This is a genomic window from Pseudomonas sp. IT-93MI4 (assembly GCF_949767635.1).
Classification (GTDB): Bacteria; Pseudomonadota; Gammaproteobacteria; order Pseudomonadales; family Pseudomonadaceae; genus Aquipseudomonas; species Aquipseudomonas putida_A.
The window spans coordinates 620,519-645,037 of the sequence record NZ_CATKPP010000011.1; the positions used below are offsets into that span (position 1 = coordinate 620,519).

At 60.4% G+C, this 24,519-nt stretch carries 21 protein-coding genes and 5 tRNA genes; 9 read left to right on the plus strand and 17 right to left on the minus strand.

Translation table 11 applies throughout. From position 1 onward, the window contains the following. Positions 1-41: 41 nt before the first annotated feature. From leuB to leuC, 4 genes are all read right to left on the minus strand, one after another. The gene (gene leuB / locus ACM6I7_RS10095; RefSeq protein WP_027611530.1) at positions 42-1,124 is read right to left on the minus strand and encodes a 3-isopropylmalate dehydrogenase; all 1,083 of its coding nucleotides are present in this window, start codon (positions 1,122-1,124) and stop codon (positions 42-44) included. 54 nt (positions 1,125-1,178) lie between these two features. Further along, a complete protein-coding gene (locus tag ACM6I7_RS10100) occupies positions 1,179-1,946 on the minus strand; it encodes a class I SAM-dependent methyltransferase (RefSeq protein WP_414888482.1) in 768 nt (255 codons plus the stop codon). A 145-nt stretch (positions 1,947-2,091) separates the two neighbouring features. Further along, a complete protein-coding gene (leuD, locus tag ACM6I7_RS10105) occupies positions 2,092-2,736 on the minus strand; it encodes a 3-isopropylmalate dehydratase small subunit (protein ID WP_007969234.1) in 645 nt (214 codons plus the stop codon). A 13-nt stretch (positions 2,737-2,749) separates the two neighbouring features. After that, entirely contained in the window at positions 2,750-4,168 is a 1,419-nt protein-coding gene (gene leuC, locus ACM6I7_RS10110; protein ID WP_414888483.1) for a 3-isopropylmalate dehydratase large subunit, read from the minus strand. Positions 4,169-4,309: 141 nt separating this feature from the next. On the opposite strand from leuC, the gene ACM6I7_RS10115 reads away from it, so the two are divergent. Then, positions 4,310-5,200 (plus strand): LysR family transcriptional regulator, encoded by an 891-nt coding sequence (locus ACM6I7_RS10115; RefSeq protein ID WP_103367614.1) that lies wholly within the window; start codon positions 4,310-4,312, stop codon positions 5,198-5,200. A gap of 68 nt (positions 5,201-5,268) precedes the next feature. Beyond that, entirely contained in the window at positions 5,269-8,547 is a 3,279-nt protein-coding gene (locus ACM6I7_RS10120) for a PAS domain S-box protein (protein WP_414888484.1), read from the plus strand. A gap of 48 nt (positions 8,548-8,595) precedes the next feature. Here ACM6I7_RS10120 and ACM6I7_RS10125 read toward each other — a convergent pair whose 3' ends face one another. The 10 genes from ACM6I7_RS10125 to gltX all read right to left on the minus strand — a co-directional run bounded on the left by ACM6I7_RS10125 (position 8,596) and on the right by gltX (position 14,500). Then, a complete protein-coding gene (locus tag ACM6I7_RS10125; RefSeq protein WP_007969230.1) occupies positions 8,596-9,039 on the minus strand; it encodes an Hsp20 family protein in 444 nt (147 codons plus the stop codon). A 121-nt stretch (positions 9,040-9,160) separates the two neighbouring features. Next, complete coding sequence (locus ACM6I7_RS10130; protein ID WP_096796151.1) at positions 9,161-10,120, minus strand: tRNA dihydrouridine synthase; 960 nt, start codon at positions 10,118-10,120, stop codon at positions 9,161-9,163. Between the two features lie 97 nt (positions 10,121-10,217). After that, positions 10,218-10,667: an acyl-CoA thioesterase gene (locus ACM6I7_RS10135; protein ID WP_096796150.1), complete on the minus strand. Its 450-nt coding sequence runs from the start codon at positions 10,665-10,667 to the stop codon at positions 10,218-10,220. A gap of 46 nt (positions 10,668-10,713) precedes the next feature. After that, positions 10,714-11,547, minus strand: coding sequence for an alpha/beta fold hydrolase (locus ACM6I7_RS10140; protein ID WP_096796149.1), 834 nt, complete (start codon positions 11,545-11,547; stop codon positions 10,714-10,716). 30 nt (positions 11,548-11,577) lie between these two features. After that, positions 11,578-12,117, minus strand: a complete 540-nt coding sequence (locus ACM6I7_RS10145) for a TetR/AcrR family transcriptional regulator (RefSeq protein ID WP_007969225.1) — start codon at positions 12,115-12,117, stop codon at positions 11,578-11,580. A gap of 181 nt (positions 12,118-12,298) precedes the next feature. Further along, positions 12,299-12,374 (minus strand) — tRNA-Glu (locus tag ACM6I7_RS10150). 81 nt (positions 12,375-12,455) lie between these two features. Further along, positions 12,456-12,531, minus strand: a tRNA-Ala gene (locus tag ACM6I7_RS10155). Between the two features lie 53 nt (positions 12,532-12,584). After that, a tRNA-Glu gene (locus tag ACM6I7_RS10160) sits at positions 12,585-12,660 on the minus strand. Between the two features lie 79 nt (positions 12,661-12,739). After that, positions 12,740-12,815 (minus strand) — tRNA-Ala (locus ACM6I7_RS10165). 203 nt (positions 12,816-13,018) lie between these two features. Next, positions 13,019-14,500, minus strand: a complete 1,482-nt coding sequence (gltX, locus tag ACM6I7_RS10170; protein ID WP_414888485.1) for a glutamate--tRNA ligase — start codon at positions 14,498-14,500, stop codon at positions 13,019-13,021. Positions 14,501-14,729: 229 nt separating this feature from the next. On the opposite strand from gltX, the gene ACM6I7_RS10175 reads away from it, so the two are divergent. Together ACM6I7_RS10175 and ACM6I7_RS10180 are read left to right on the plus strand one after the other, a co-directional pair. Then, positions 14,730-15,779, plus strand: a complete 1,050-nt coding sequence (locus ACM6I7_RS10175; RefSeq protein ID WP_027611523.1) for an HlyD family secretion protein — start codon at positions 14,730-14,732, stop codon at positions 15,777-15,779. After that, entirely contained in the window at positions 15,769-17,319 is a 1,551-nt protein-coding gene (locus ACM6I7_RS10180) for an MDR family MFS transporter (protein WP_414888486.1), read from the plus strand. The genes ACM6I7_RS10175 and ACM6I7_RS10180 overlap by 11 nt, the downstream gene beginning before the upstream one ends. Before the next feature lie 114 nt (positions 17,320-17,433). On the opposite strand, the gene uvrB is transcribed toward ACM6I7_RS10180, so the two are convergent. Beyond that, entirely contained in the window at positions 17,434-19,449 is a 2,016-nt protein-coding gene (gene uvrB / locus ACM6I7_RS10185; RefSeq protein WP_007969222.1) for an excinuclease ABC subunit UvrB, read from the minus strand. Between the two features lie 337 nt (positions 19,450-19,786). Between uvrB and ACM6I7_RS10190 the strand changes: the two genes are divergently transcribed. Next, the gene (locus tag ACM6I7_RS10190) at positions 19,787-20,983 is read left to right on the plus strand and encodes an amino acid aminotransferase (protein ID WP_027611521.1); all 1,197 of its coding nucleotides are present in this window, start codon (positions 19,787-19,789) and stop codon (positions 20,981-20,983) included. Positions 20,984-21,203: 220 nt separating this feature from the next. Then, positions 21,204-21,404 carry a hypothetical protein gene (locus tag ACM6I7_RS10195; protein WP_027611520.1) on the plus strand — a complete coding sequence of 67 codons (201 nt, stop codon included), beginning with the start codon at positions 21,204-21,206 and terminating at the stop codon, positions 21,402-21,404. Here ACM6I7_RS10195 and ACM6I7_RS10200 read toward each other — a convergent pair. Then, positions 21,401-21,631 carry a hypothetical protein gene (locus tag ACM6I7_RS10200; RefSeq protein WP_003226459.1) on the minus strand — a complete coding sequence of 77 codons (231 nt, stop codon included), beginning with the start codon at positions 21,629-21,631 and terminating at the stop codon, positions 21,401-21,403. The genes ACM6I7_RS10195 and ACM6I7_RS10200 overlap by 4 nt on opposite strands. A gap of 228 nt (positions 21,632-21,859) precedes the next feature. Here ACM6I7_RS10200 and ACM6I7_RS10205 point away from each other — a divergent pair. Further along, positions 21,860-21,935, plus strand: a tRNA-Asn gene (locus tag ACM6I7_RS10205). 186 nt (positions 21,936-22,121) lie between these two features. Here the strand turns inward: ACM6I7_RS10205 and ACM6I7_RS10210 are convergent. Then, positions 22,122-23,645 (minus strand): nucleobase:cation symporter-2 family protein, encoded by a 1,524-nt coding sequence (locus tag ACM6I7_RS10210; RefSeq protein ID WP_096796934.1) that lies wholly within the window; start codon positions 23,643-23,645, stop codon positions 22,122-22,124. A gap of 253 nt (positions 23,646-23,898) precedes the next feature. Here ACM6I7_RS10210 and ACM6I7_RS10215 point away from each other — a divergent pair, with 253 nt between their 5' ends. Beyond that, on the plus strand, positions 23,899-24,183 hold the full coding sequence (locus ACM6I7_RS10215; protein ID WP_103484283.1) for a BrnT family toxin: 285 nt from the start codon (positions 23,899-23,901) through the stop codon (positions 24,181-24,183). Between the two features lie 3 nt (positions 24,184-24,186). Then, entirely contained in the window at positions 24,187-24,519 is a 333-nt protein-coding gene (locus ACM6I7_RS10220; protein ID WP_414888487.1) for a BrnA antitoxin family protein, read from the plus strand.

The following is a 24,519-nucleotide window of genomic DNA, read 5'->3' on the forward strand; positions in this document are numbered from 1 at the left end:
GGCCGCTGCTTTGTATTGAATTTCGCAGCGGGCCCGAGAGATTACAGATTCCGCAGCGCGGCGACTACTGCGTCACCCATTTCCTGCGTTCCGACTTTAGTGCAACCGGCCGAATAAATGTCACCGGTGCGCAAGCCTTGATCCAGCACCACGCTGACGGCTTTCTCGATGGCATCGGCCGCATCGTGCAGATTGAAGCTGTAACGCAGCATCATCGACACCGACAGAATGGTCGCCAACGGGTTGGCAATGCCTTTGCCGGCGATGTCCGGGGCCGAACCGTGGCACGGCTCGTACATGCCCTTGTTGTTCGAATCCAGCGAGGCCGACGGCAGCATGCCGATCGATCCGGTAAGCATCGAGGCTTCGTCGGAGAGAATGTCGCCGAACATGTTGTCGGTGACGATCACGTCGAACTGCTTCGGTGCGCGCACCAGTTGCATGGCGGCGTTGTCGACGTACATGTGGCTCAACTCGACTTCAGGGTAATCCTTGGCGACCTGCTCGACCACTTCACGCCACAGTTGGCTGGACGCCAGCACGTTGGCCTTGTCCACCGAGCACAGCTTTTTGCCGCGAACCATGGCCATGTCGAAACCGACGCGGGCGATACGGCGGATTTCGCTTTCGCTGTACGGCAGGGTGTCGTAAGACTGACGCTCGCCGTTTTCCAGGGTGCGGGTGCCGCGTGGCGCGCCGAAGTAGATGCCGCCGGTCAGCTCACGGACGATCAGGATGTCCAGCCCGGCAACGATTTCCGGCTTCAGGCTCGATGCATCAGCCAGTTGCGGGTAGAGGATCGCCGGACGCAGGTTGCCGAACAGACCCAGTTGCGCACGAATCTTCAGCAGACCGCGCTCAGGGCGGATATCACGCTCGATGGTGTCCCATTTCGGGCCGCCCACTGCGCCCAGCAGCACGGCGTCGGCAGCACGGGCACGCTCGAGGGTTTCGTCGGCCAACGGCACGCCATGCTTGTCGATGGCCGCGCCACCGATCACGTCATGGCTCAGCTCGAAGCCCAGGCTGTACTTGTCGTTGGCCAGCTCCAGCACCTTGACCGCTTCGGCCATGATTTCCGGACCAATACCGTCACCTGGGAGAATCAGAATCTGCTTGCTCATGCTTTCCTCGTGTCTTCAATCGGTGCGCCACTCAGGGCGCGCCCGGAAAAATTCTTAGCGCTCAGCCATCAATACGATTACATCTGTACTGAACGAGCCGTCGGCATCAATCTCAAAATATTCTCGTACTTCGTTGCCCATCGACTGCTGCAACTGGCGGATCGCCGCGCGCATCACCTCGGGCGTGCGCATGCGCTCGACCCAACTGCGGTACTCCAGACGCAGGCGCTGACGCGTGGTGCTGCGGGTATGCAGCCCGGCCTCGCTGACCTGACGCAACCACTCGCCGGCGGAATAATCGCGCACGTGGCTGGTGTCGCGCAGCACTTCGACGCTTTGCAGGTAAGTGTCGAACAACGGACTGCCCGGTGACAACACGTCGATGAACGCTGCCACACCGCCCGGTTTCAGCACCCGACGCACTTCACGCAGGGCCACCCCGAGGTCGCTCCAATGGTGCGCCGAATAACGGCTGAACACGTAATCGAATTCGCCATCGGCAAACGGCAGGCGCTCGGCGGCGCCGTTGACCGTGGCAATGTTGTTCATGCCGCGATCAACCGCCGCAGCGGCCACCACATCGAGCATCTGCTGCGACAGGTCGTAGGCCACCACTTCCTTGACCAGTGGCGCCACATGAAAACTCACATGACCGGCGCCGCAACCCAGGTCCAGCAGCCGGGCTTCGCCCTGCCCGGCCAGTTCAGCCTGTAGCAGCGCGAATTCGGTGCCTTGAGCGTGAACAGCGCTGCTCAGGTAGGCGGCGGCCTGTTCACCGAATTGCTTTTGTACAACCTGACTGTGTTGGGCGGTGCTGGTCATAGGGACTTCCTTTTGATCTTGTGGTGCCTGTTCCGGCCTCATCGCTGGCAAGCCAGCTCCCACATTGATTTGCAGCGTTCACAAAACCTGTGGGAGCTGGCTTGCCAGCGATGGGGCCAGCTCTGACTACATCAGCTTCGAATCATTACGCGTCGCGGAACAACCACGGCTGGCTCACACGATGCTTGGCCTCGAACGCGGCAATCGCATCACCGTCCTGCAAGGTCAGGCCGATATCGTCCAGACCATTGAGCAGGCAATGCTTGCGGAACGCGTCGATCTCGAAGCGGTACACCTTGCCGTTCGGGCTGGTCACGGTCTGCTCGTGCAGATCGATCTGCAATTGATAGCCCGGCTCGGCCTCGACCTGCTTGAACAATTCATCGACTTCAGCGTCGCTCAGGATGATCGGCAGCAAGCCGTTCTTGAAGCTGTTGTTGAAGAAGATGTCGGCGTAGCTCGGCGCGATGATGCTGCGGAAACCGTATTCTTCCAGCGCCCACGGCGCGTGTTCACGGCTGGAGCCGCAACCGAAGTTCTCGCGGGCCAGCAACACACTGGCGCCCTGATAACGCTCGGCGTTGAGCACGAACTCCTTGTTCAACGGACGCTTGGAGTTGTCCTGATACGGCTGACCGACATCCAGGTAACGCCACTCGTCGAACAGGTTCGGGCCGAAACCGGTGCGCTTGATCGACTTCAAAAACTGCTTCGGGATAATCTGGTCGGTGTCGACGTTGGCACGATCCAGAGGCGCGACAAGACCAGTGTGCTGGGTAAAAGCTTTCATGCTGCGCTCTCCTTCAGATCAATTCACGAACGTCGATGAAACGACCGTTCACCGCCGCCGCAGCGGCCATGGCCGGGCTCACGAGGTGGGTACGACCACCGGCGCCCTGACGGCCTTCGAAGTTACGGTTGGAGGTCGAGGCGCAATGCTCGCCAGACTCCAAACGGTCCGGGTTCATCGCCAGGCACATCGAGCAACCCGGCTCACGCCATTCGAAACCGGCTTCGAGGAAGATCTTGTCGAGACCTTCGGCTTCCGCCTGCGCCTTCACCAGACCCGAACCCGGTACGACAATCGCCTGCTTGATCGTCGAAGCGACTTTGCGGCCCTTGGCAATCACTGCCGCAGCGCGCAAGTCTTCGATGCGCGAGTTGGTGCAGGAGCCGATGAACACGCGATCCAGCTGAATGTCGGTGATCGCCTGATTGGCGGTCAAACCCATGTATTTCAAGGCGCGGACGATCGAATCGCGCTTGACCAGATCCATTTCCTTCGCCGGATCCGGCACGTTCTGATCAACGGCCAGCACCATTTCAGGCGAAGTGCCCCAGCTGACTTGCGGCTTGATCTGTGCAGCGTCCAACTCAACTACGGTGTCGAACTTGGCGTCGGCGTCGGAGACCAGGTCTTTCCAGGCTTCAACCGCCTGATCCCACTGCGCGCCTTTCGGTGCGAACGGACGGCCCTTGACATACTCGACAGTCTTTTCGTCCGCAGCCACCAGACCCACACGGGCGCCGGCTTCGATGGACATGTTGCAGATGGTCATGCGGCCTTCGATGGACAGGTCGCGGATCGCGCTGCCGGCGAATTCGATGGCATGGCCGTTACCGCCGGCGGTGCCGATCTTGCCGATCACCGCGAGGACGATGTCCTTGGCGGTCACACCGAATGGCAACTGACCTTCGACGCGCACCAGCATGTTCTTCATTTTCTTCGCGACCAGGCACTGGGTGGCGAGCACGTGCTCGACCTCGGAAGTGCCGATCCCGTGCGCCAAGGCACCGAACGCGCCGTGGGTCGAGGTGTGCGAGTCGCCGCAGACTACGGTCATGCCCGGCAAGGTTGCGCCCTGCTCCGGGCTGATCACGTGGACGATGCCTTGGCGGATGTCGTTCATCTTGAACTCGACAATGCCGTACTCATCACAGTTGTCATCGAGGGTCTGAACCTGCAAACGCGAGACCTGGTCGGCAATCGCGGCGATGCCGCCCTTGCGCTCCGGTGTGGTCGGTACGTTGTGGTCCGGGGTCGCGATGTTGGCATCGATTCGCCAAGGCTTGCGCCCGGCCAGACGCAGGCCTTCGAAGGCTTGCGGCGAGGTCACTTCGTGGATGATGTGACGATCGATATAGATCAGCGCCGAGCCATCGTCGCGCTGTTTGACCAAATGCGAATCCCAGAGCTTGTCGTAGAGCGTTTTGCCGGCCATCAGACGGTTCCTCATCAGCTTGTTTCTATGCCCTGGGCTTATCAATAACCCTTTGGCTTGTGAGGCCGATCCTATGGGGTTAGATTAAATAACTCAAATTCATATTTTTTATGCTTTGGATAACCAACTGGAATACGATTCATGGATCTGGCCAACCTCAACGCTTTTATCGCGATTGCCGAGACCGGCAGCTTCTCCGGCGCCGGTGAACGCCTGCACCTGACGCAACCGGCGATCAGCAAACGCATCGCCGGACTGGAGCAACAATTGAAGGTGCGGCTGTTCGACCGACTCGGTCGTGAAGTCGGCCTGACCGAGGCCGGCCGCGCCCTGTTGCCCCGGGCTTATCAGATTCTCAACGTGCTGGACGACACCCGCCGTGCCCTGACCAACCTGACCGGCGAAGTCAGCGGTCGGCTGACCCTGGCCACCAGTCACCACATCGGCCTGCACCGCTTGCCGCCCCTGTTAAGGGAATTCACCCGCCGCTACCCACAGGTGGCGCTGGATATTCAGTTCCTTGATTCGGAAGTGGCCTACGAAGAGATTCTCCATGGCCGTGCGGAACTGGCGGTGATCACCCTGGCGCCAGAGCCGCACACACTGGTCAAAGCCGCGCCGGTGTGGGACGACCCGCTGGATTTCGTGGTGGCGCCGGAACATTCGCTGATCAGCAATGGCGCGGTGAGCCTGGCGGACATTGCCGGTCATCCGGCGGTTTTTCCCGGAGGCAACACCTTTACTCATCACATTGTCCAACGCTTGTTCGAAGCCCAAGGGCTGACGCCGAACATCGCCATGAGCACCAACTACCTGGAAACCATCAAGATGATGGTCTCCATTGGTCTGGCCTGGAGTGTTCTGCCCCGCACCATGCTTGATGAACAGGTGGCGCGCATACCTTTGCCGGGCATACAGCTCAGTCGCCAGCTAGGCTATATCGTGCACACCGAACGGACGCTGTCGAATGCGGCAAGGGCTTTCATGGCCTTGCTGGATGCGCAAATCGATCTGCCAGGGACTCCAGGCTAACTTGTGCTACTCCTATAGAGCCGCTGTCCCTGTGCCTAACGCCACCATCAGCTCAAGGCCCGTTAACAATGCCGAAATCTGTTGACCGAATTCCGCCGATGCCGCGTATTCAGGCCATTGATCCGCGACGTTCCGAGCAGAGCTGGGAGAGTGCGCCGCAATTGCTCGCCGCACTCAACGGCGCCCGGCTCGGCGCCTGGTATTGGGACATCGAGCGCGGGCAGATCAGCTGGTCACGGGGCACCCAGGCGCTGTTTGGCTTCGATCCTCGGCAACCGCTGCCCCAGGATCTGGAATATCTCGACCTGCTGCCGCCCGAGGACCGGGCGAAAACCGTGCGCGCCTTCCACGCGGTGATTGCCGGTGCGCCGCTGGAACAGGCGATGCACCACCGCATCCGCTGGCCCGACGGCAGCCTGCATTGGCTGGAAATCAGCGGCAGCCTGCTGCCGGACAAAAACGGCCGGCCCCGAATGATCGGGGTGATTCGCGAAATCACCCACCAGCGCCAGCGCGAACAGGCTCTGAGCAGCTCGGAGAAACGTTTCGCCACACTTTTTCACCTGTGCCCGAACATGGTGCTGCTGACGCGCCAGGAAGACGGCCTGATCACCGAAGCCAACCAGTATTTCGAAAGCCTGTTCGGCTGGCCGGTCCAGGACGCCATCGGTCGCACCACGCTGGAACTGGGCCTGTGGGTGCACCCGGAGCAACGCGCCGAACTGGTGAAAAAGACCAAGGCCAAAGGCGAATTGATCAGCATGGAAGTGCAGTTCCGCGCCAGCGACGGGCAGATTCATGACGGTATCCTCAGTGCGCAAAAGGTCGAACTCGAAGGCCAGCCGTATCTGCTCAGCACGTTTCTCGACACCACCGAACGCAAAGCCGCCGAACACGCCTTGAAAGACAGTCAGGAACGCCTTGATCTGGCGCTGGACTCGGCGCAACTCGGCACCTGGGACTGGCACATTCCCAGCGGCATGCTCTACGGCTCGGCGCGGGCCGCGCAACTGCACGGGCTGGAGCCGATCCCGTTTCACGAGTCGTTCGAGGAGTTTTTCGAAGGCGTGCCCGGCGAGGAGCGCGACAGCATGCGCGACGCCTACCGCAGCCTGCGCGAAGGCCCGGCCGGCAACTATCAACTGACCTATCGCGTGCAACTGGCGGATGGCAGCTCACGTTATCTGGAAAGCCGCGCCCGCCTCTACCGCGACGAAAATGGCGCGCCACTGCGTATGGCCGGGACCTTGCTGGACATCACCGATCAGGTCGAGCGCGAGCAACGTCTGGTCGCTTCGGAAGAGAAATTCGCCACGCTGTTCCAGGTCAGCCCCGACCCGATCTGCGTCACCCGTCAGGACAGCGGCGAGTTCATCGAAATCAACAACAGCTTCACCCAGACCTTCGGCTGGAGCGCCGCCGACGTGATCGGGCGCACCGCCGAGGACATCGGCCTGTGGGACGCCTCGGCGAAAAGCCTGCAACGTATCGAGCGGGTGATCCGCGAACAGGGCCTGAGCAATGTCGCGATCATCGTCCAGCACAAGGACGGCCAGTCGCTGACGTGCGTGATTTCCAGCCGGCAGATCAGCGTCGGCAATCAGCCGTGCATCGTCACCACCCTGCGCGACATCACCCAACAACAGCGCTCCGAGGCCGCACTCAAGGCCAGCGAAGAGAAATTCGCCAAGGCGTTTCACTCCAGCCCCGACGCGATCACCATCACCGAACGTGACACCGGGCGCTATCTGGAGGTCAACGACGGTTTCTGCCGCCTCACCGGCTATCGCGCCGAAGAAGTGGTGGGCAAAACCGTGTACCAGATCGGCATCTGGGCCGAAGAGAAACAACGCTCGGCGCTGCTTGCCGAACTGCAGATCAAGGGCCGCGTGCACCATCAGGAAATGCTCGGGCGCAACAAGCGCGGTGAGTTGCTGACGGTGGAAGTGTCGATCGAACCGATCACCCTCAACGAAACCGCGTGCCTGCTGCTGACCGCCCGGGACGTCAGCCTGTTGAAAAACGCTGAAGCACAGATCCGCCATCTGGCCTATCACGATCCGCTGACCAATCTGCCCAACCGCGCCTTGCTGATGGATCGCCTGAGCCAGCAGATCGCCCTGCTCAAGCGCCACAACCTGCGCGGTGCGCTGCTGTTCCTCGACCTCGATCACTTCAAGCACATCAACGACTCGCTGGGTCATCCGGTCGGCGATACGGTGCTGAAAATCATCACCGCGCGGCTTGAAGCCAGCGTGCGCATGGAGGACACGGTGGCGCGTCTCGGCGGCGATGAATTCGTGGTGCTGCTCAGTGGCCTCGAAGGCACGCGCAACGAGGTCAGTGCACAAGTGCGGGAACTGGCCGACACCATTCGCGAACTGCTCTCGGAGCCGATGTTCCTCGACGGCCAGCGCCTGCAAGTGACACCGAGCATCGGCGTGGCACTGATTCCCGATCACGGCTCGACCCCGACCGACCTGCTCAAGCGCGCCGACATTGCGCTGTACCGAGCCAAGGATTCCGGGCGCAACACCACGCAGATGTACCACAACACCATGCAGAAGGCGGCCAGCGAACGGCTGCGCATGGAGACTGACTTACGTCTGGCGTTGTCGCGCGGTGAATTCAACGTGCACTACCAGCCGCAGGTCGATGCGCGGGACAACCGCATCATTGGCGCCGAGGCGCTGGTGCGCTGGAATCACCCGGAACTCGGCGCGCAATCGCCCACTGAATTCATCAAGGTGCTGGAAGACAGCGGGCTGATTCTGGAGGTCGGTACCTGGATCCTCGATGAGGCCTGTGAGGCGTTCAAACAATTGATCGCGCTGAAACTGGTCGACCCGCTCAACTTCAGCCTGTGCGTAAACATCAGCCCACGGCAGTTCCGCCAGAACGACTTCGTCGAACGCATCGAACACAGCATGAGCAGCCACGGCCTGCCCTGCTCGCTGCTGAAACTGGAGATCACCGAAGGCATCGTCATCCAGAACCTGGAAGACACCATCAGCAAGATGCGTCGCCTGAAAAAACTCGGCGTGAGCTTCGCCATGGACGATTTCGGCACCGGCTATTCATCGCTGACCTACCTCAAGCGCCTGCCGGTGGACACCCTGAAAATCGACCAGTCATTCATCCGCGACGCGACCACCGACCCCAACGACGCCGAGATCATCCGCGCCATCGTCGCCATGGCCCGCAGTCTGGAACTGGAGGTGATTGCCGAAGGCGTGGAGACGCCGGAGCAACTGGCGTTCCTGCAGGGGCTGGGCTGCCATTTGTATCAGGGTTATCTGCACAGTCGGCCGGTGGCGTTGGAGGCGTTGAAAAAGATGCTCGAATGACGAGCACAAAAAAAGGGCGCCAGTGGCGCCCTTTTTTCTTGCTCGGCCTTATTGCAGAACCGGCTTTTGCGCTCCGTTGATCGGGATGCGCTTGGCTTTCGCTTCTTCCGGGATCACGCGCAACAGGTCGATGCTCAGCAGACCGTTGCTCAGATCGGCGGCCTTGATCTCGATGTGATCGGCCAGGCGGAAGGACAGCTTGAAAGCACGCTGGGCAATGCCTTGATGCAGGAAGGTCACGCCTTCGTTGGCATCACGCTTGCCGCCACTGATGGTCAGCACACCCTTCTCGACTTGCAGCTCCAGGTCTTCTTCCTGGAAACCGGCGGCCGCTACGACGATACGGTATTGATCGTCACCGTGTTTTTCCACGTTGTAGGGTGGGTAGGTGCTGCCTGGCTCGTTGCGCAACGCGGTTTCGAACAGGTCGTTGAAACGGTCGAAACCCACCGAGGAACGGAACAGTGGTGCCAGGGAAAATGCAGTACTCATGGTTCAAATCTCCTGAAAACAATCAGCAAGGTTTTTTGACTCCGCGACCCGAATTCGGCATCGCGTAACCCTTAGATAGGGACCGCCAAAATGATTTCAAGAGAGTATTTGCAGATTTTTTTCAGGCTGCGGCGGCGACCGGCAAACCCAGTAAACGCGAGACTTGATCCGGTTCTGTCTCGCGACGCAGCACGGTAAACAGCTCGGTCGCCTCGGGATAATTGCGCGTCAGCATCGCCAGCCATTGCTTCAAGCGACCCGGCGATTGCCGTGCGGTCATCTGCGCCTTGGCTTGCAGCCAGAAGTCCTGAATCAGCGGCAGCAGCTCGGCCCAGGTCATTTCGACCACTTCTTCACCGGCGCGCGCGGCAGCGATCTGCCGGGCCAGATCCGGGCGCGACACCAGACCGCGTCCGAGCATGATGTCTTCGACACCGCTGATCTCGCGGCAGCGGCGCCAGTCCTCGACGCTCCAGATATCACCGTTGGCGAACACCGGCACCTTGACCACGTCCTGCACCCGCGGAATCCACTCCCAATGCGCCGGCGGCTTGTAGCCATCAACCTTGGTCCGGGCATGCACCACAATGTGTTCGGCGCCGCCCTCGGCCAGCGCCGTGGCGCAGACCAGCGAGCCGTCCGGGCTGTCGAAACCGAGGCGCATTTTCGCGGTGACCGGGATGTGCGCCGGCACGGCGCGACGCACGTGTTCGACGATGCTGTTGAGAAGTTCTGGCTCCTTGAGCAGCACTGCCCCGCCCCGGGATTTGTTGACGGTCTTGGCCGGGCAGCCGAAGTTCAGGTCGATCACTTCCGAGCCGAGCTCGCAGGCCAGCGCCGCGTTTTCCGCCAGGCACACCGGATCGGAGCCCAACAATTGCACGCGCAACGGCACACCGGAACGGGTGCGGGCGCCGTTGAGCAGCTCCGGGCCGAACTTGTGGAAGTAGGCCGGAGTGAGCAACTGATCGTTGATCCGAATGAACTCGGTCACGCACCAGTCGATGCCGCCAACGCGGGTCAGCACGTCGCGCAGGATGTCGTCGACCAACCCCTCCATGGGCGCCAGGGCAATTTGCATGGGGAAAACACTACTCAGGAAGAAAAAACGTGCGGCAGTTTACTGGATTACGAGAAAAACCGCAGATCCCTTGCAGGAGTGAGCCTGCTCCCACAGGTTAGATTTTCGCTACCCCTGAAGTCTGGATTGCCGGGCCGTAACCCTCGATGAACTCCGCCGGCATGCGCTTGGGTTTGCCGCTGGACAGTTCGATGCAGACGAAAGTGGTCTGGGCGCGCAGCAGGGTGGCGTTGTCGCTGGGGCGGATCAGCTGGAAGTGCCGGGTCATTTTCAGGCGCTGATCCCAATCGACGATCCAGGTCGCCAGTTGCAGTTCGTCGCCTTCGTAGGCCGCCGCCAGATAATCGATTTCGTGACGCACCACGGCCATCGCCCGATCCAAGCGCCGGTATTCGACCAGATCCAGCCCCAGACGCTGCGAGTGGCGCCAGGCGCAGCGCTCGAGCCAGGTCACGTACACCGCGTTGTTCGCGTGGCCCAGCCCGTCGATGTCCTCGGCGCCTACTTGCAGATCAATGGTGAACGGCGTTGCCCGATCCCAGCCCATGCCCCACTCCCGGTCAGATGATTCAACCGGGGCAGTGTAACGGATGTCAGGCCGATTGCCGCGCTTGAAGGCTGCGCCCCGCCAACAGTGATAACACGCCATCAACCACTCGAGGGTCGGCCAGCACCCGCTGGTGGCCGCCGCTTTCCAGGCGCAGCAGGCGACTGTCGAACCATGACTCGTGGATCAATTGCGATTCCTTGACCGAGACAAAGGTGTCGTCCTCGGCATGCACGATCAGGCCCGGCATATCCAGTTGATAGTGCGCGACATCGAGGGTCGCGGCGCGCATGCCGACGTCCTGCTCGACCTGGCGGATGAACGCCGAGCGCGCCCGCGGTGGCATGCCGACATAGCGGGCAAAACCGCGCAGTACGCCGAGGATCCGTGCGGGGGCTGCGATGCTGACCAGGGTTTCGGTGCGCAGGCCCAGTTGCACCGCGAGCATGGCACTGGCGCCGCCCATGGAGTGGCCGATGACGGCTTGAAGAGGAGGCAATTCGGCGGCCGCTTCGAGCATGGCGCGGGCGAACAGTACGACGTTGGCTTCACGCCCCGGCGAACGACCATGGGCCGGGCCATCGAGGGCAACGACGGTGTAACCGGCCTCAACCAGCGCCGTGATCAACGCCGCAAACTGGGTGGGCCGCCCTTCCCAACCGTGCATCAACAGCACCGCCGGCCCCTGCCCCCAACGCAGCGCCGACAGGCCGAAGCGCAGCGTGATGCGTTCGGCACTCGCCAGCAGCGGCAGCTCCCAATCACGCAGCGGCAACGTGCGCGGCGTCATGAACGCCTGACGCATTTTGCTTGCTACTCGTTGCGGTGCAATCCAGCCCAAGGTGCCATTAACGCCACGAACCCACTTCAACGTGTTCATCGCTTTCTCCTCAGGCGTGTTGCCTTCAGGTCAACGCACCGCCGACTTGGCAGCGCGCAGCAATCGATCGGATAAATCGCCCGGGCCCAGCGCGCGTGCCAGCGCCAGACCACCCACCATCAACGCCACATCAGCCAATGCTTTGTCGGTGTCCTCGGGGCTGGACGCCAACTGCGCAATCATCAGTTCCAGGTGTTCGTTCAGCGCAATGCGGAAGGATTCCGGCAGACGCCCCAGTTCGCCGATGGAAGCCGGAATCGGGCACGCGGCATCGCTGGAATCACGGTGCTTGCGTGACAGATAGAACGCAGCGACCAGGGCACGACGCTCTTCGCCAGTCAGCTCGGAATCCATGTCGGCAATCAGGTCGCGTCGACGGCTGAGCAGTTGTTTGAACGCCTCGAGCATCATCGCGTCCTTGCTTTCGAAGTGCGCGTAGAAACCACCGACGGTCAGGCCGGCGGCGCCCATCACTTCGCCCACGCTGGGATCCGCCGGGCCACGCTGCATCAGTGCGGCGCTGGCCGCCTTGAGGATGCGTTCGCGGGTTTGAGCTTTTTTATCGTTCATCGTTGCCTCCGAATATTACGACTAGAATATTATTCGCATAATAATATTCCGCAAGTCGAGGATATGACCGCTGGTCTGAAGCACAGTGTAAGGAAAAAGGAGAGTTGGCCAAACGCCAGACAAACAAAAGGGCCATTCAATAATTGAATGACCCTTATAAATCCCGCAGAGCGGGTAATCGTGGCGTCCCCTAGGGGACTCGAACCCCTGTTACCGCCGTGAAAGGGCGGTGTCCTAGGCCACTAGACGAAGGGGACACAAACCCTTCTATACAGCTGATCAGTGCTGAGATCTGATCTGATTCAAGGCCGGTGTGGCCAGACCTTGAACTGTAAAATTGGTGGAGCTAAGCGGGATCGAACCGCTGACCTCCTGCATGCCATGCAGGCGCTCTCCCAGCTGAGCTATAGCCCCGGATTTTTCGCCTCGCGGCGGAGCGACATCTTGCAACATCGCTTCTGTAAAACTGGCGTCCCCTAGGGGACTCGAACCCCTGTTACCGCCGTGAAAGGGCGGTGTCCTAGGCCACTAGACGAAGGGGACGCAAACCCTTCTATACAACTGATCAACGCTGAGTGTTGATCGCTTCGGAGCCGGTGTGGCCAGGCTTCGAAGTGTAAATTGGTGGAGCTAGACGGGATCGAACCGTCGACCTCTTGCATGCCATGCAAGCGCTCTCCCAGCTGAGCTATAGCCCCTCATCGTTGATGTCATCGCTGAGGACGGGGCGAATCTTAAGGGCGTATCGAAAGCCTGTCAAACTTATTTTTGAAAAATTTCAAAGTTTTTTGTCGGCATAACAATCACTTACCGCCCTCCCCCCGAAAATCCGGGGGAAAAACGCCGAAGGCCGGAATCAAACGATCCCGGCCTTCGGCGGTTACCGCAGAGTCAGACGTGCTTAAGCAATCGCGCCCAGCAGCTTTTCCCACTCTTTGTTTTCTTTCTTCGACACGCCACCCAGCAGGTCAATCGCCTGGCGCAGACGGAAACGAGTCAGGTCCGGACCGAGGATTTCCATCGCATCGAGCACCGACACCGAACTGGCCTGCCCGGTGATCGCGGCAAACATCAGCGGCATCGCATCGCGCAGCTTCAGTTCGAGGGATTCGACCACCGCCTGAATCGTTGCAGTGATGTTGTCCTTCTCCCACTGCCGCAGGTTTTCCAGCTTCCACAGGATCAGTTGCATCAGTTGACGCACCTGATCGCCCGAGAGCTTTTTCGACTCGAACAGCTTGGCATCCGGGTTCACGCCACCGGCAAAGAAGAAGCCGCCCAGCGGTGCAACCTGGCTGAAGGTTTCCACGCGCCCCTGCACCAGCGGTGCGATCTTCATCATGTATTCGGCGTTGAATGCCCACTTCTGCACTCGCGCGGCGAATTCTTCCACCGGCAGATCTCGCAGCCACTGGCCGTTGAGCCACGACAGCTTCTCGATGTCGAAGATCGGTCCGCCGAGGGACACACGCTTGAGGTCGAAGTTGTCGACCATTTCCTGCAGCGAGAACTTCTCGCGTTCGTCGGGCATCGACCAGCCCATGCGACCGAGGTAGTTGAGCATCGCTTCGGGCATGAAGCCCATGCGCTCGTAGAAGGTCACCGAGGTCGGGTTCTTGCGCTTGGACAGCTTGCTCTTGTCCGGGTTACGCAGCAGCGGCATGTAGCACAGCTCCGGTTGTTCCCAGCCGAAATATTCGTAAAGCAGAATCAGTTTCGGCGCCGATGGCAGCCATTCTTCGCCGCGCAGCACGTGGGTGATGCCCATCAGGTGGTCGTCGACCACGTTGGCGAGGAAGTACGTCGGCAGGCCGTCGGTCTTCATCAGCACTTGCATGTCCATGCGATCCCACGGGATCTCGACATCGCCACGCAGCATGTCCGGCACCACGCAGACGCCTTCGGTCGGCACTTTCATGCGGATCACGTGCGGTTCGCCGGCGGCCAGACGGGCGGCGACTTCTTCCTTCGACAGCAGCAGCGCGCGGCCGTCGTAACGCGGGGTCTCGCCGCGCGCCATTTGTTCGGCGCGCATCTGGTCCAGTTCTTCAGCGGTGCAGAAGCATGGGAACGCATGGCCCATGTCGACCAGTTGCTGGCAATACTTCTGATAGATATCGCCACGCTCGCTCTGCCGGTACGGGCCGTGCGGGCCGCCAACGTCCGGGCCTTCGCTCCAGTCGATCCCCAGCCAGCGCAGGGCGTCGAAGATCTGCTGTTCGGACTCGCGGGTCGAACGCAACTGGTCGGTGTCTTCGATGCGCAGGATGAACTCACCGCCATGCTGCTTGGCAAAGCAGTAGTTGAACAATGCGATGTAAGCGGTACCTACGTGGGGGTCCCCGGTAGGCGATGGCGCGATGCGAGTGCGGACGGTGGTCATGGCATGTCTCGAAAAGAATGAAAAGCAAAACAATCAAGCGGCGAATGGTAACAGGCGACACCCGCCCCGCTCCAGCGGGCAGGGCATTTAAGCCAAGTTTGCGTCTGTAACGCCCATAGACCGTGGTGACGGGCCGAATATCAGCCATCGGCATTTACCGTTTATCGGCGGTATGCCAGATTCAGCCGCAGATAACTTTCCTTACAATTCCTCGACTACAGTTTGCCTCATGCCTGCCCAACTCAAGCGTCGCCTGTTTATTTTCCTGCTCCTGGTGCTGTTGATTGCCGGGGGCTTCTTCGCCCATTGGTTTTTCAAGGGGCGCTTTTATGAAAGCACCGATAACGCCTATGTCCAAGGCGAGATCACCCGCGTCTCCAGCCAGTTGAGCGCACGCATCGACGAAGTGCTGGTGCAGGACAACCAGCACGTGGAAAAAGGCCAGTTGCTGGTGCGCCTCGAACCCAACGATTTCCGCCTGGCCGTCGACCGCGCCAATGCCGCCCTCGCCACCCGCGAAGCCGAGCGTTTGCAGGCACAAAGCAAATTGACCCAGCAATCGAGCCTGATCGCCGCCAGCGACGCGCAAGTGGCGACCACCCAAGCCACCCTTGGCCGTTCGCAGATGGATTTATCGCGCGCCGAAACCTTGCGCAAACCCGGTTACGTTTCCGAGGAACGGGTGACTACCCTCTCCGCTGACGCCCATATCGCCCGCTCGCAAGTGGCCAAGGCCCAGGCCGATGCGCAGAGCCAGCGCCAGCAGGTCAACGCACTGACTGCCGAGATCAAACGCCTCGACGCGCAGATTGCCAACGCCCGCGCCGATCTGGCGCAAGCCGAGCTCAACCTGACCCGCAGCGAAATCCACGCGCCGATCAGCGGCATGGTCGGCCAGCGCGCCGCACGCAATGGCCAAGTGGTGCAGGCCGGCGCGTATCTGCTGTCGATCGTCCCGGACGAAGACATCTGGGTGCAGGCCAACTTCAAGGAAACCCAGATCGGCCACATGCAGCCCGGACAGAAAGCCGAGCTGACCTTCGATGCCTACAGCGACACGCCGATCGAAGCGCGGGTCGACAGCCTGTTCGCCGCCTCCGGTGCCCAGTTCAGCCTGTTGCCGCCAGACAACGCCACCGGCAACTTCACCAAAGTCGTGCAGCGGATTCCGGTAAAACTCACCTTCAAGGCCGACAACCCACTGCACGGCAAGATCCGCCCGGGCATGTCGGTCACCGCCACCGTGAACATCAAAGACGCCCCAGACAATGGCCGGTGATTCGCTGATCCGCCCGGTCGGCGAACCGACCCGGCGGGACTGGATTGCGGTAATGAGCGTGATGCTCGGCGCCTTCATGGCGGTGCTCGACATCCAGATCACCAACTCCTCGCTCAAAGACATTCAAGGCGCGCTGTCGGCGACGCTGGAAGAAGGCTCGTGGATTTCCACCTCGTATCTGGTCGCGGAAATCATCATGATTCCGCTGACCGCGTGGCTGGTGCAGTTGCTCTCGGCGCGACGCCTGGCGGTGTGGGTGTCGCTGGGTTTTCTGATTTCGTCCTTGCTGTGTTCGATGGCCTGGAGCCTCGAAAGCATGATCGTCTTTCGCGCCATGCAGGGCTTCACCGGCGGCGCGCTGATCCCGCTGGCGTTCACCCTGACCCTGATCAAACTACCCGAACACCACCGCGCCAAAGGCATGGCGATGTTCGCCATGACCGCGACCTTCGCCCCCTCCATCGGCCCGACACTGGGCGGCTGGCTCACGGAAAACTGGGGCTGGGAATACATCTTCTACATCAACATTCCGCCGGGGCTGATCATGATCGCCGGGCTGATGTACGGGCTGGAGAAGAAGGAAGCGCACTGGGAACTGCTGAAAAGCACCGACTACACCGGAATTCTCACGCTGGGTGTCGGCCTCGGTTGCCTGCAGGTGTTTCTTGAAGAAGGCCACCGCAAGGACTGGCTGGAATCGAACCTGATCGTGACCCTCGGCAGCATTGCCCTGCTGAGCCTGATCACCTTCGTCATCGTGCAGATCTCCAAACCCAATCCGCTGATCAACCTCGGCATCCTGCGCAATCGCAACTTCGGCCTGTCGAGTATTTCCAGCCTGGGCATGGGCGTCGGTTTGTATGGCTCGATTTATCTGCTGCCGCTGTACCTGGCGCAGATCCAGAATTACAACGCCCTGCAAATCGGCGAAGTGATCATGTGGATGGGCGTGCCGCAGCTGTTTCTGATTCCGCTGGTGCCCAAGCTGATGAAATTCGTCTCGCCGAAGTGGCTGTGCACGCTGGGCTTCGGGTTGTTCGGGCTGGCGAGTTTTTCGTCGGGGGTGCTCAACCCGGATTTCGCCGGGCCGCAGTTCAATCAGATCCAGATCATCCGCGCGCTGGGTCAGCCGCTGATCATGGTCACCATTTCGCTGATCGCCACCGCGTACATCCTGCCGCAGGACGCGGGATCGGCATCGAGCCTGTTCAACATCCTGCGCAACCTCGGCGGCGCGATCGGCATCGCCCTGCTCGCCACGCTATTGGATGCACGCACCAAAACCTACTTCGATTATTTGCGTGAAGCGGTGGTGCCGACCAATCCGCAAGTGGCCGAGCGGCTGGCGTCGATGACAGACCGGTTTGGCAGTGACACGGCGGCGCTCGGCAAGTTGAGTGAGATCGTGCATCAGCAGGCGCTGATCATGGCCTACAACGATGCGTTTCACTTTGTCGGGATTGCGCTGGGGGTCAGCATGCTGGCGATCTTGTTGACCAGGAAATTGCCGCGAGGGCTGAAGGCTGGGGAGTCTCATTAAGATCGCGTTGCCGCCATTCGCGAGCAGGCTCGCTCCCACAGGGGATTTGTGAACGACACAGATCCAATGTGGGAGCGAGCCTGCTCGCGAAGAGGCCCGGTCAGACGATGAAGATCAAACCGCCAAAAGCCGCTCACGCAGTTTGGCAATCTCATCGCGCATCTGCGCCGCCGCTTCGAACTCCAGATCCCGCGCCAACTGGTACATCTTCTCTTCCAGCGCGCGAATGCGTTTGGTGATTTCGCTTGGCGAACGCAGTTCGGCTTCGTACTTGGCGTTTTCTTCGGCAGCCTTGGCCATGCCCTTGCGCTTCTTGCTGCGCGAGCCAGGTACGGTGGCGCCCTCCATGATGTCGGCGACGTCCTTGAATACGCCTTTCGGGGTGATGCCGTTTTCCAGGTTGAAGGCGATCTGCTTGTCGCGACGACGCTCGGTCTCGCCAATCGCCCGTTCCATCGAGCCAGTGATGCGGTCGGCGTAGAGAATCGCCCGGCCATTTAGGTTCCGCGCGGCCCGGCCGATGGTCTGGATCAGCGAGCGCTCGGAACGCAGGAAGCCTTCCTTGTCCGCGTCGAGAATCGCCACCAGCGACACCTCCGGCATGTCCAGACCTTCACGCAGCAGGTTGATCCCCACCAGCACATCGAAGGTGCCCAAACGCAGGTCGCGGATGATCTCGACCCGTTCGACGGTGTCGATGTCCGAGTGCAAGTAACGCACGCGCACGCCGTGGTCGGCGAGGTAATCGGTGAGGTCTTCGGCCATGCGTTTGGTCAGCGTGGTGACCAGCACCCGCTCCTCGACCGCCACGCGCTTGGTGATTTCCGAGAGCAAATCGTCGACCTGAGTCAGCGCCGGACGCACCTCGACTTGCGGGTCGACCAGACCGGTCGGACGCACCACTTGCTCGACCACGCGACCGGCATGCTCGGCCTCGTAGTTGCCCGGCGTTGCCGAGACAAAAATCGTCTGCGGGCTGACCCCTTCCCACTCGTCAAAGCGCATGGGCCGGTTGTCCAGTGCCGACGGCAAGCGGAAGCCGTATTCGACCAGGGTTTCTTTACGCGAACGGTCACCCTTATACATCGCGCCGACTTGCGGCACGCTGACGTGAGACTCGTCGATCACCAGCAAGGCGTCGGCCGGCAGATAGTCATACAGCGTCGGCGGCGCGGCACCGGCCGGACGTCCGGACAAGTAGCGCGAGTAGTTTTCGATGCCGTTGCAGTAACCCAGTTCGAGGATCATTTCCAGGTCGAAACGGGTGCGCTGTTCGAGGCGCTGCGCCTCCACCAGTTTGTTGTTGCTGCGCAGGTATTCGAGGCGTTCCTGCAATTCGACTTTGATGTGTTCGATGGCGTCGAGCAGGGTCTCGCGGGGCGTCACGTAGTGACTCTTCGGATAGAAGGTGAAGCGCGGCATCTTGCGGATGACTTCGCCGGTGAGCGGGTCGAACGCGGAGATGCTCTCGACCTCGTCATCGAACAGTTCGATGCGGATCGCTTCCAGATCGGACTCCGCCGGATAGATGTCGATCACATCGCCGCGCACGCGGAACGTCGCGCGGGCAAAATCCATGTCGTTGCGGGTGTATTGCAGATCGGCCAGACGCCGCAGCAAGGCGCGCTGATCGAGTTTGTCGCCGCGATCGACGTGCAGCACCATCTTCAAATAGGTTTCCGGGCTACCGAGACCGTAGATGCACGAGACCGTGGTAACGATGATCGCGTCCTTGCGTTCGAGCAACGCCTTGGTCGCGGACAGACGCATCTGCTCAATGTGGTCATTGATCGACGCATCCTTCTCGATGAAGGTGTCGGACGACGGCACATAGGCTTCGGGCTGGTAGTAGTCGTAGTAGGAAACGAAATACTCGACCGCGTTGTTCGGGAAGAACGCCTTGAACTCACCATACAGCTGCGCGGCGAGGGTCTTGTTCGGCGCCAGCACCAGCGTCGGGCGCTGTACCTGCGAGATGACATTGGCGATGCTGAAGGTCTTGCCCGAGCCGGTCACACCGAGCAGCGTCTGGTGCGCCAGCCCGGCTTCGATACCCTCGACCAATTGGCGGATCGCTTCTGGTTGATCGCCGGCGGGCTCGAAGCGGGTGACTAGCTGGAATTCGGACATACACACCTCTGGGATCGCGGCTCGCGCAGAAAACAGCCGAGCCGCGGGGATGACCGCAAACGACCGTTGTCGCCCAAGGAAAAACGAAGATTGTGCTCAATGTGGAGCCGATTGCCTCGCCTTTCAAGGCAAACGTCCTACATCCGGTAAAGTCTCTGACAGAGTCAATCGACTAACGGTCAAGAAATAATCGGAAAAACTTGCTGGAAAAGCTGAATCGCCTGTCGCCATTGCTCAGTGATGGCCTCTATACTAGCTCCCCGTTTGTGCACCGCTCTAGTGCATTCGGCTGGAGCGCGACACGTCCCTCCACTCTCCATTCAGAGCCGCCGTAATAATGAGCCTGTTCTCCGCTGTCGAAATGGCACCCCGCGATCCAATCCTGGGCCTCAACGAAGCATTCAACGCCGATACCCGGACCACCAAGGTCAACCTGGGTGTAGGTGTTTACTGCAACGAAGAGGGGCGAATTCCCCTGCTGCGCGCGGTGATCGAAGCCGAAACCATTCGCGCTGCTCAGCACGCCTCCCGTGGCTACCTGCCGATTGACGGCATCGCGGCCTACGATCAGGCGGTGCAAAAGCTGCTGTTCGGTAACGACTCGCCGCTGATCGCTGCCGGTCGCATCGTGACCACTCAGGCTGTCGGCGGTACCGGCGCACTGAAAATCGGTGCCGACTTCCTCAAGCAACTGCTGCCGAACGCCGTTGTGGCGATTAGTGACCCGAGCTGGGAAAACCACCGCGCGCTGTTCGAAACCGCTGGTTTCCCGGTGCAGAACTACCGTTACTACGACGCCGCCACCCATGACGTGAACCGTGCCGGCATGCTCGACGACCTCAACGCCCTGCCGAACGGCTCGATCGTTGTGCTGCACGCCTGCTGCCACAACCCGACCGGCGTCGACCTGACCCCGGCTGACTGGAAAAACGTGCTGGACGTGGTCAAGGCCAAAGGTCACGTACCGTTCCTCGACATGGCTTACCAAGGTTTCGGCGACGGCATCGACGAAGACGCCGCGGCTGTGCGTCTGTTCGCTGAATCGGGCCTGACTTTCTTCGTTTCGAGCTCGTTCTCCAAGTCGTTCTCGCTGTACGGCGAGCGCGTTGGTGCATTGTCGATCGTCAGCGAATCGAAAGAAGAAAGCGCGCGCGTGCTGTCGCAGGTCAAGCGTGTGATCCGCACCAACTACTCCAACCCGCCGACCCACGGTGCAAGCATCGTCGCCGCTGTGTTGAACAGCCCGGAACTGCGCGCCCAGTGGGAAGCCGAACTGGCAGAAATGCGCCTGCGCATTCGCGGCATGCGCGAGCAGATGGTTGCTCTGCTGGCGGAAAAAGCCCCGCAGCGTGACTTCAGCTTCGTCGGCCGTCAGCGCGGCATGTTCTCCTACTCCGGCCTGACCACCGAACAGGTGCATCGCCTGCGCAACGAGTTCGGCATCTACGCCCTGGACACCGGCCGCATCTGCGTCGCGGCACTGAACCAGAGCAACATCAAAGCGGTCACGGATGCGATCGTTCAGGTCATCTGATTTCGCCTGGCAATGAAAAACGGGAAGCCTTGGGGCTTCCCGTTTTTTATTTGTCCGAAGGAATCCAACATTCCCTCTAAACTGCACACAAATCTGAATTGTGGGAGCGAGCCTGCTCGCGAATGCGGTGGGTCAGTCGCCATTGTTGGTGGCTGACAGCATTCGCGAGCAGGCTCGCTCCCACAGGTTTCGTACATCCAGGAATTTTGTGAGAACCCAAATGAAAAACGACAACCTGCGCGCCGACCGAGACGACCTGGATGACTTCATCCCCCGCACCCCGGCCAAACGCGAAAAAAGCTTGGTGCTGCAAGTCGCAGCGGGCGTCTTCCTCGGCGGCCTGGCCCTGTGGCTGGTGCAACTGGCCGCCACCGCCGCTTACGCCAAACTGATGCTCGGTACGATCACCTTCGGCGGTTAGGCGAGTTCCGTCGCCCGTTGACTGGCCGCATCGTCATACGCGACGTAGAGCGATTCGGCGATCTGGCTCTTGATCGCCTTGGTGCTTTCCAGACCGAGCACGAACCCTTCGGCCTTGCCGCCAGCACGGTTCAGCTCTTCAGCGGTGCTGGCCTGGGTGATCGCGTCGAAGAGTTTCTCGGCGTGCGGGCCAACGCCCTTGGGCAGACTGATTTGCGTGACGCTCATACGAGCACCTCGCGTGAAAGGGAAACAACAACGGTTCGAGTCATGGCGCGTACCTTTTCGGCGAATGGCCGGCAGCGCGTGTCACCACTTCCGGGCAACCATGGTAGACCTGTGAGGCGGTTCTGGTAACCGCCAATCGCTGACAAAACACCGTCCGTCCTGCCTAACGCAGAAAATTTACACCCGACGCTTGACTTCTCTTTTTGAATCAGTAACATACGCACCAATTCCGCAATAGCTCAGTTGGTAGAGCAAATGACTGTTAATCATTGGGTCCCTGGTTCGAGTCCAGGTTGTGGAGCCAAATAGCAAAGCCCCTGAATCGCAAGATTCAGGGGCTTTTTTGTGGGCGCTCGAAAAGTCAAAAGATCGCAACCTGCTGCAGCTCCGATCCCCTGTAGGAGCTGCCGCAGGCTGCGATCTTTTGCTCTTCAAACCAAAAAGGCCGATCTGTCTCACAACAGATCGGCCTCTTTCATCCATTCAGCGCTCAAACATGCTCGCTGCTCTTCATCTGGGTCTTCGGCGCACCATGCCCATGATCGTGTTCATCAGGCTCGATCACCGGCACTTCCTTGCCATCGCAATCGTGCAGCTTGCCGTCGCTGAAGTAATCGCCTTCACGCAGCGCCGCCAGGTCGCGATAACGCAGGGTGCGCTCTTCTGCGGCGGCAAACACCGACTGTTGGTCAGAGTTGCCGGCGGTAAAGTGGTTGAAGGTCAGATTCAGCACAATCGCCATGATCGCCGACGAGCTGATGCCCGAGTGGAAAATGGTCGCGAACCAGCTCGGGAAATGATCGTAGAAGTTCGGCGCGGCAATCGGGATCATGCCGAAGCCGATCGAGGTGGCGACGATGATCAGGTTGACGTTGTTGCGGTAATCGACCTTCGACAGTGTGCGAATCCCGCTCGCCGCCACCGTCCCGAACAGCACGATACCGGCGCCGCCCAGCACCGAGGTCGGCACCGCAGCGATCACCCGGCCCATGAACGGTAGCAGCCCGAGAATCACCAGGAAGATGCCCCCGGTAGCCACCACATAACGGCTCTTGATCCCGGTCACCGCCACCAGCCCGACGTTCTGCGCGAAGGCGCTCTGGGTGAACGATCCGAAGATTGGCGCAAACATGCTCGACAGCATGTCCGCGCGCAGGCCGTTGCCCAAGCGCTTGGAGTCGACCTTGGTGCCGATGATCTCACCGACCGCCAGAATGTCCGCCGAGGTTTCCACCAGGGTCACCATGACCACGATGCACATCGACAGGATCGCGGCGAAGTGGAAGGTCGGCATGCCGAAATGGAACGGCGTCGGGAAGCCGAACATCGGCCCTTGGGTGACACTGGAGAAATCGGCCATGCCGAGGAACACCGCCAGAATCGTGCCGATCACCATGGCCAACAGGATCGACAGACGCGAGATGGTCGAGCTGCCGACCTTGCTCAGCAGCAACACCAGCACCAGCGTCACGGCCGCCAGACCGATGTTCTGCATGCTGCCGAAGTCCGGCGCATGGCTGTTGCCGCCCATGGCCCAGCGCGCAGCCACCGGCATCAGCGTCAGGCCGATGGTGGTGATCACGATGCCGGTGACCAGTGGAGGGAAAAACTTGGTGATTCGCGAGAACACCGGGGTGATCAGCAAGCCGATCAACGATGCGGCAATCACCGCGCCCAGCACCGACTGGAAGCCGCCCTCCCCGCCACTGCTGACGATCGCGACCATGGTCGCCACACCGGAGAACGACACGCCCTGCACCAGCGGCAACTGACAGCCAAAAAACGGTAGACCCAGGGTTTGCAGCAGTGTTGCCAGCCCCCCCGCAAACAATGAAGCAGCAATCAACAAACCAATGTCCGCCGGCGACAGCCCGGCCGCCTGGCCGATGATCAGTGGCACCGCAACGATACCGCCGTACATGGTCAGAACATGTTGCAGGCCGTAAGCCATATTCGCGCCGACCCCGAGATTTTCGTCCTCGGGCCGTTGGTGTGAAACATGGGGCGTTTTCATGTGGGGGGTTCCCTGGTTTTTGTTATGCGCACACTGTATTCAATACTCGGGACAAATGTCCATAGAGTTGTATACAACTTGTCAGTCACATAATGGATAGGTAGCCATCCAAGCTTCTATCTCGCCACCTCCATCTCCCACAAATCCGGCAACACATCCCCTCCTGCCCCCGGTTCTTATCGCACTAGGCTGAATTATTCATGGCGACCAGCGGTGCACCGGCGCTCTTTTTTATACATATAAAGTATGCATAATTAAGTCATTCGAAATTCAGTACGACAAAAGCAAGAACGCAGCCAACAAACTCAAGCACAGGGGCGTCAGCCTTGCCGAGACCGAGCCGGTCTTTCATGACGAACGCGCGCTGACGATCGAGGACAACGACCATGACGAACAGCGCTGGATCACCCTCGGTCTCGATGGCAAAGGACGTTTGCTGGTGGTTGCGTACAGTTATCGCGAAGCCAACGTCGTACGAATCATTTCTGCACGTGTCGCCACACCGAGCGAACGTTGCGCTTATTTTCAGGAGGCTTGAACGATGAAAGACGAATACGACTTCTCGCAGGGCAAACGCGGAGCCTTGGCGTCCACCAAGGGCAAGACTCGCATCACCATCATGCTCGATGACGCGGTCATCGAAGCCGCCCGCAGCGTGGCGGAAAACGAAGGCTTCGGTTATCAGACGGTGATCAACAACACTCTGCGCCATGCCCTGCTGGAGGCAGGCAGCAAAAAGCAGGAAGCCGAGCCGCCCCACTCCGGGCAATTCAAGAAAGGCATCACCGCCGCCGACCTCAAGAGTCTGGAAAAAAAGCTCTCGGCGGCGGTCGGGGAAATCCGCCGGGTACTGGAACCGGAGGCCAAGCCCTGA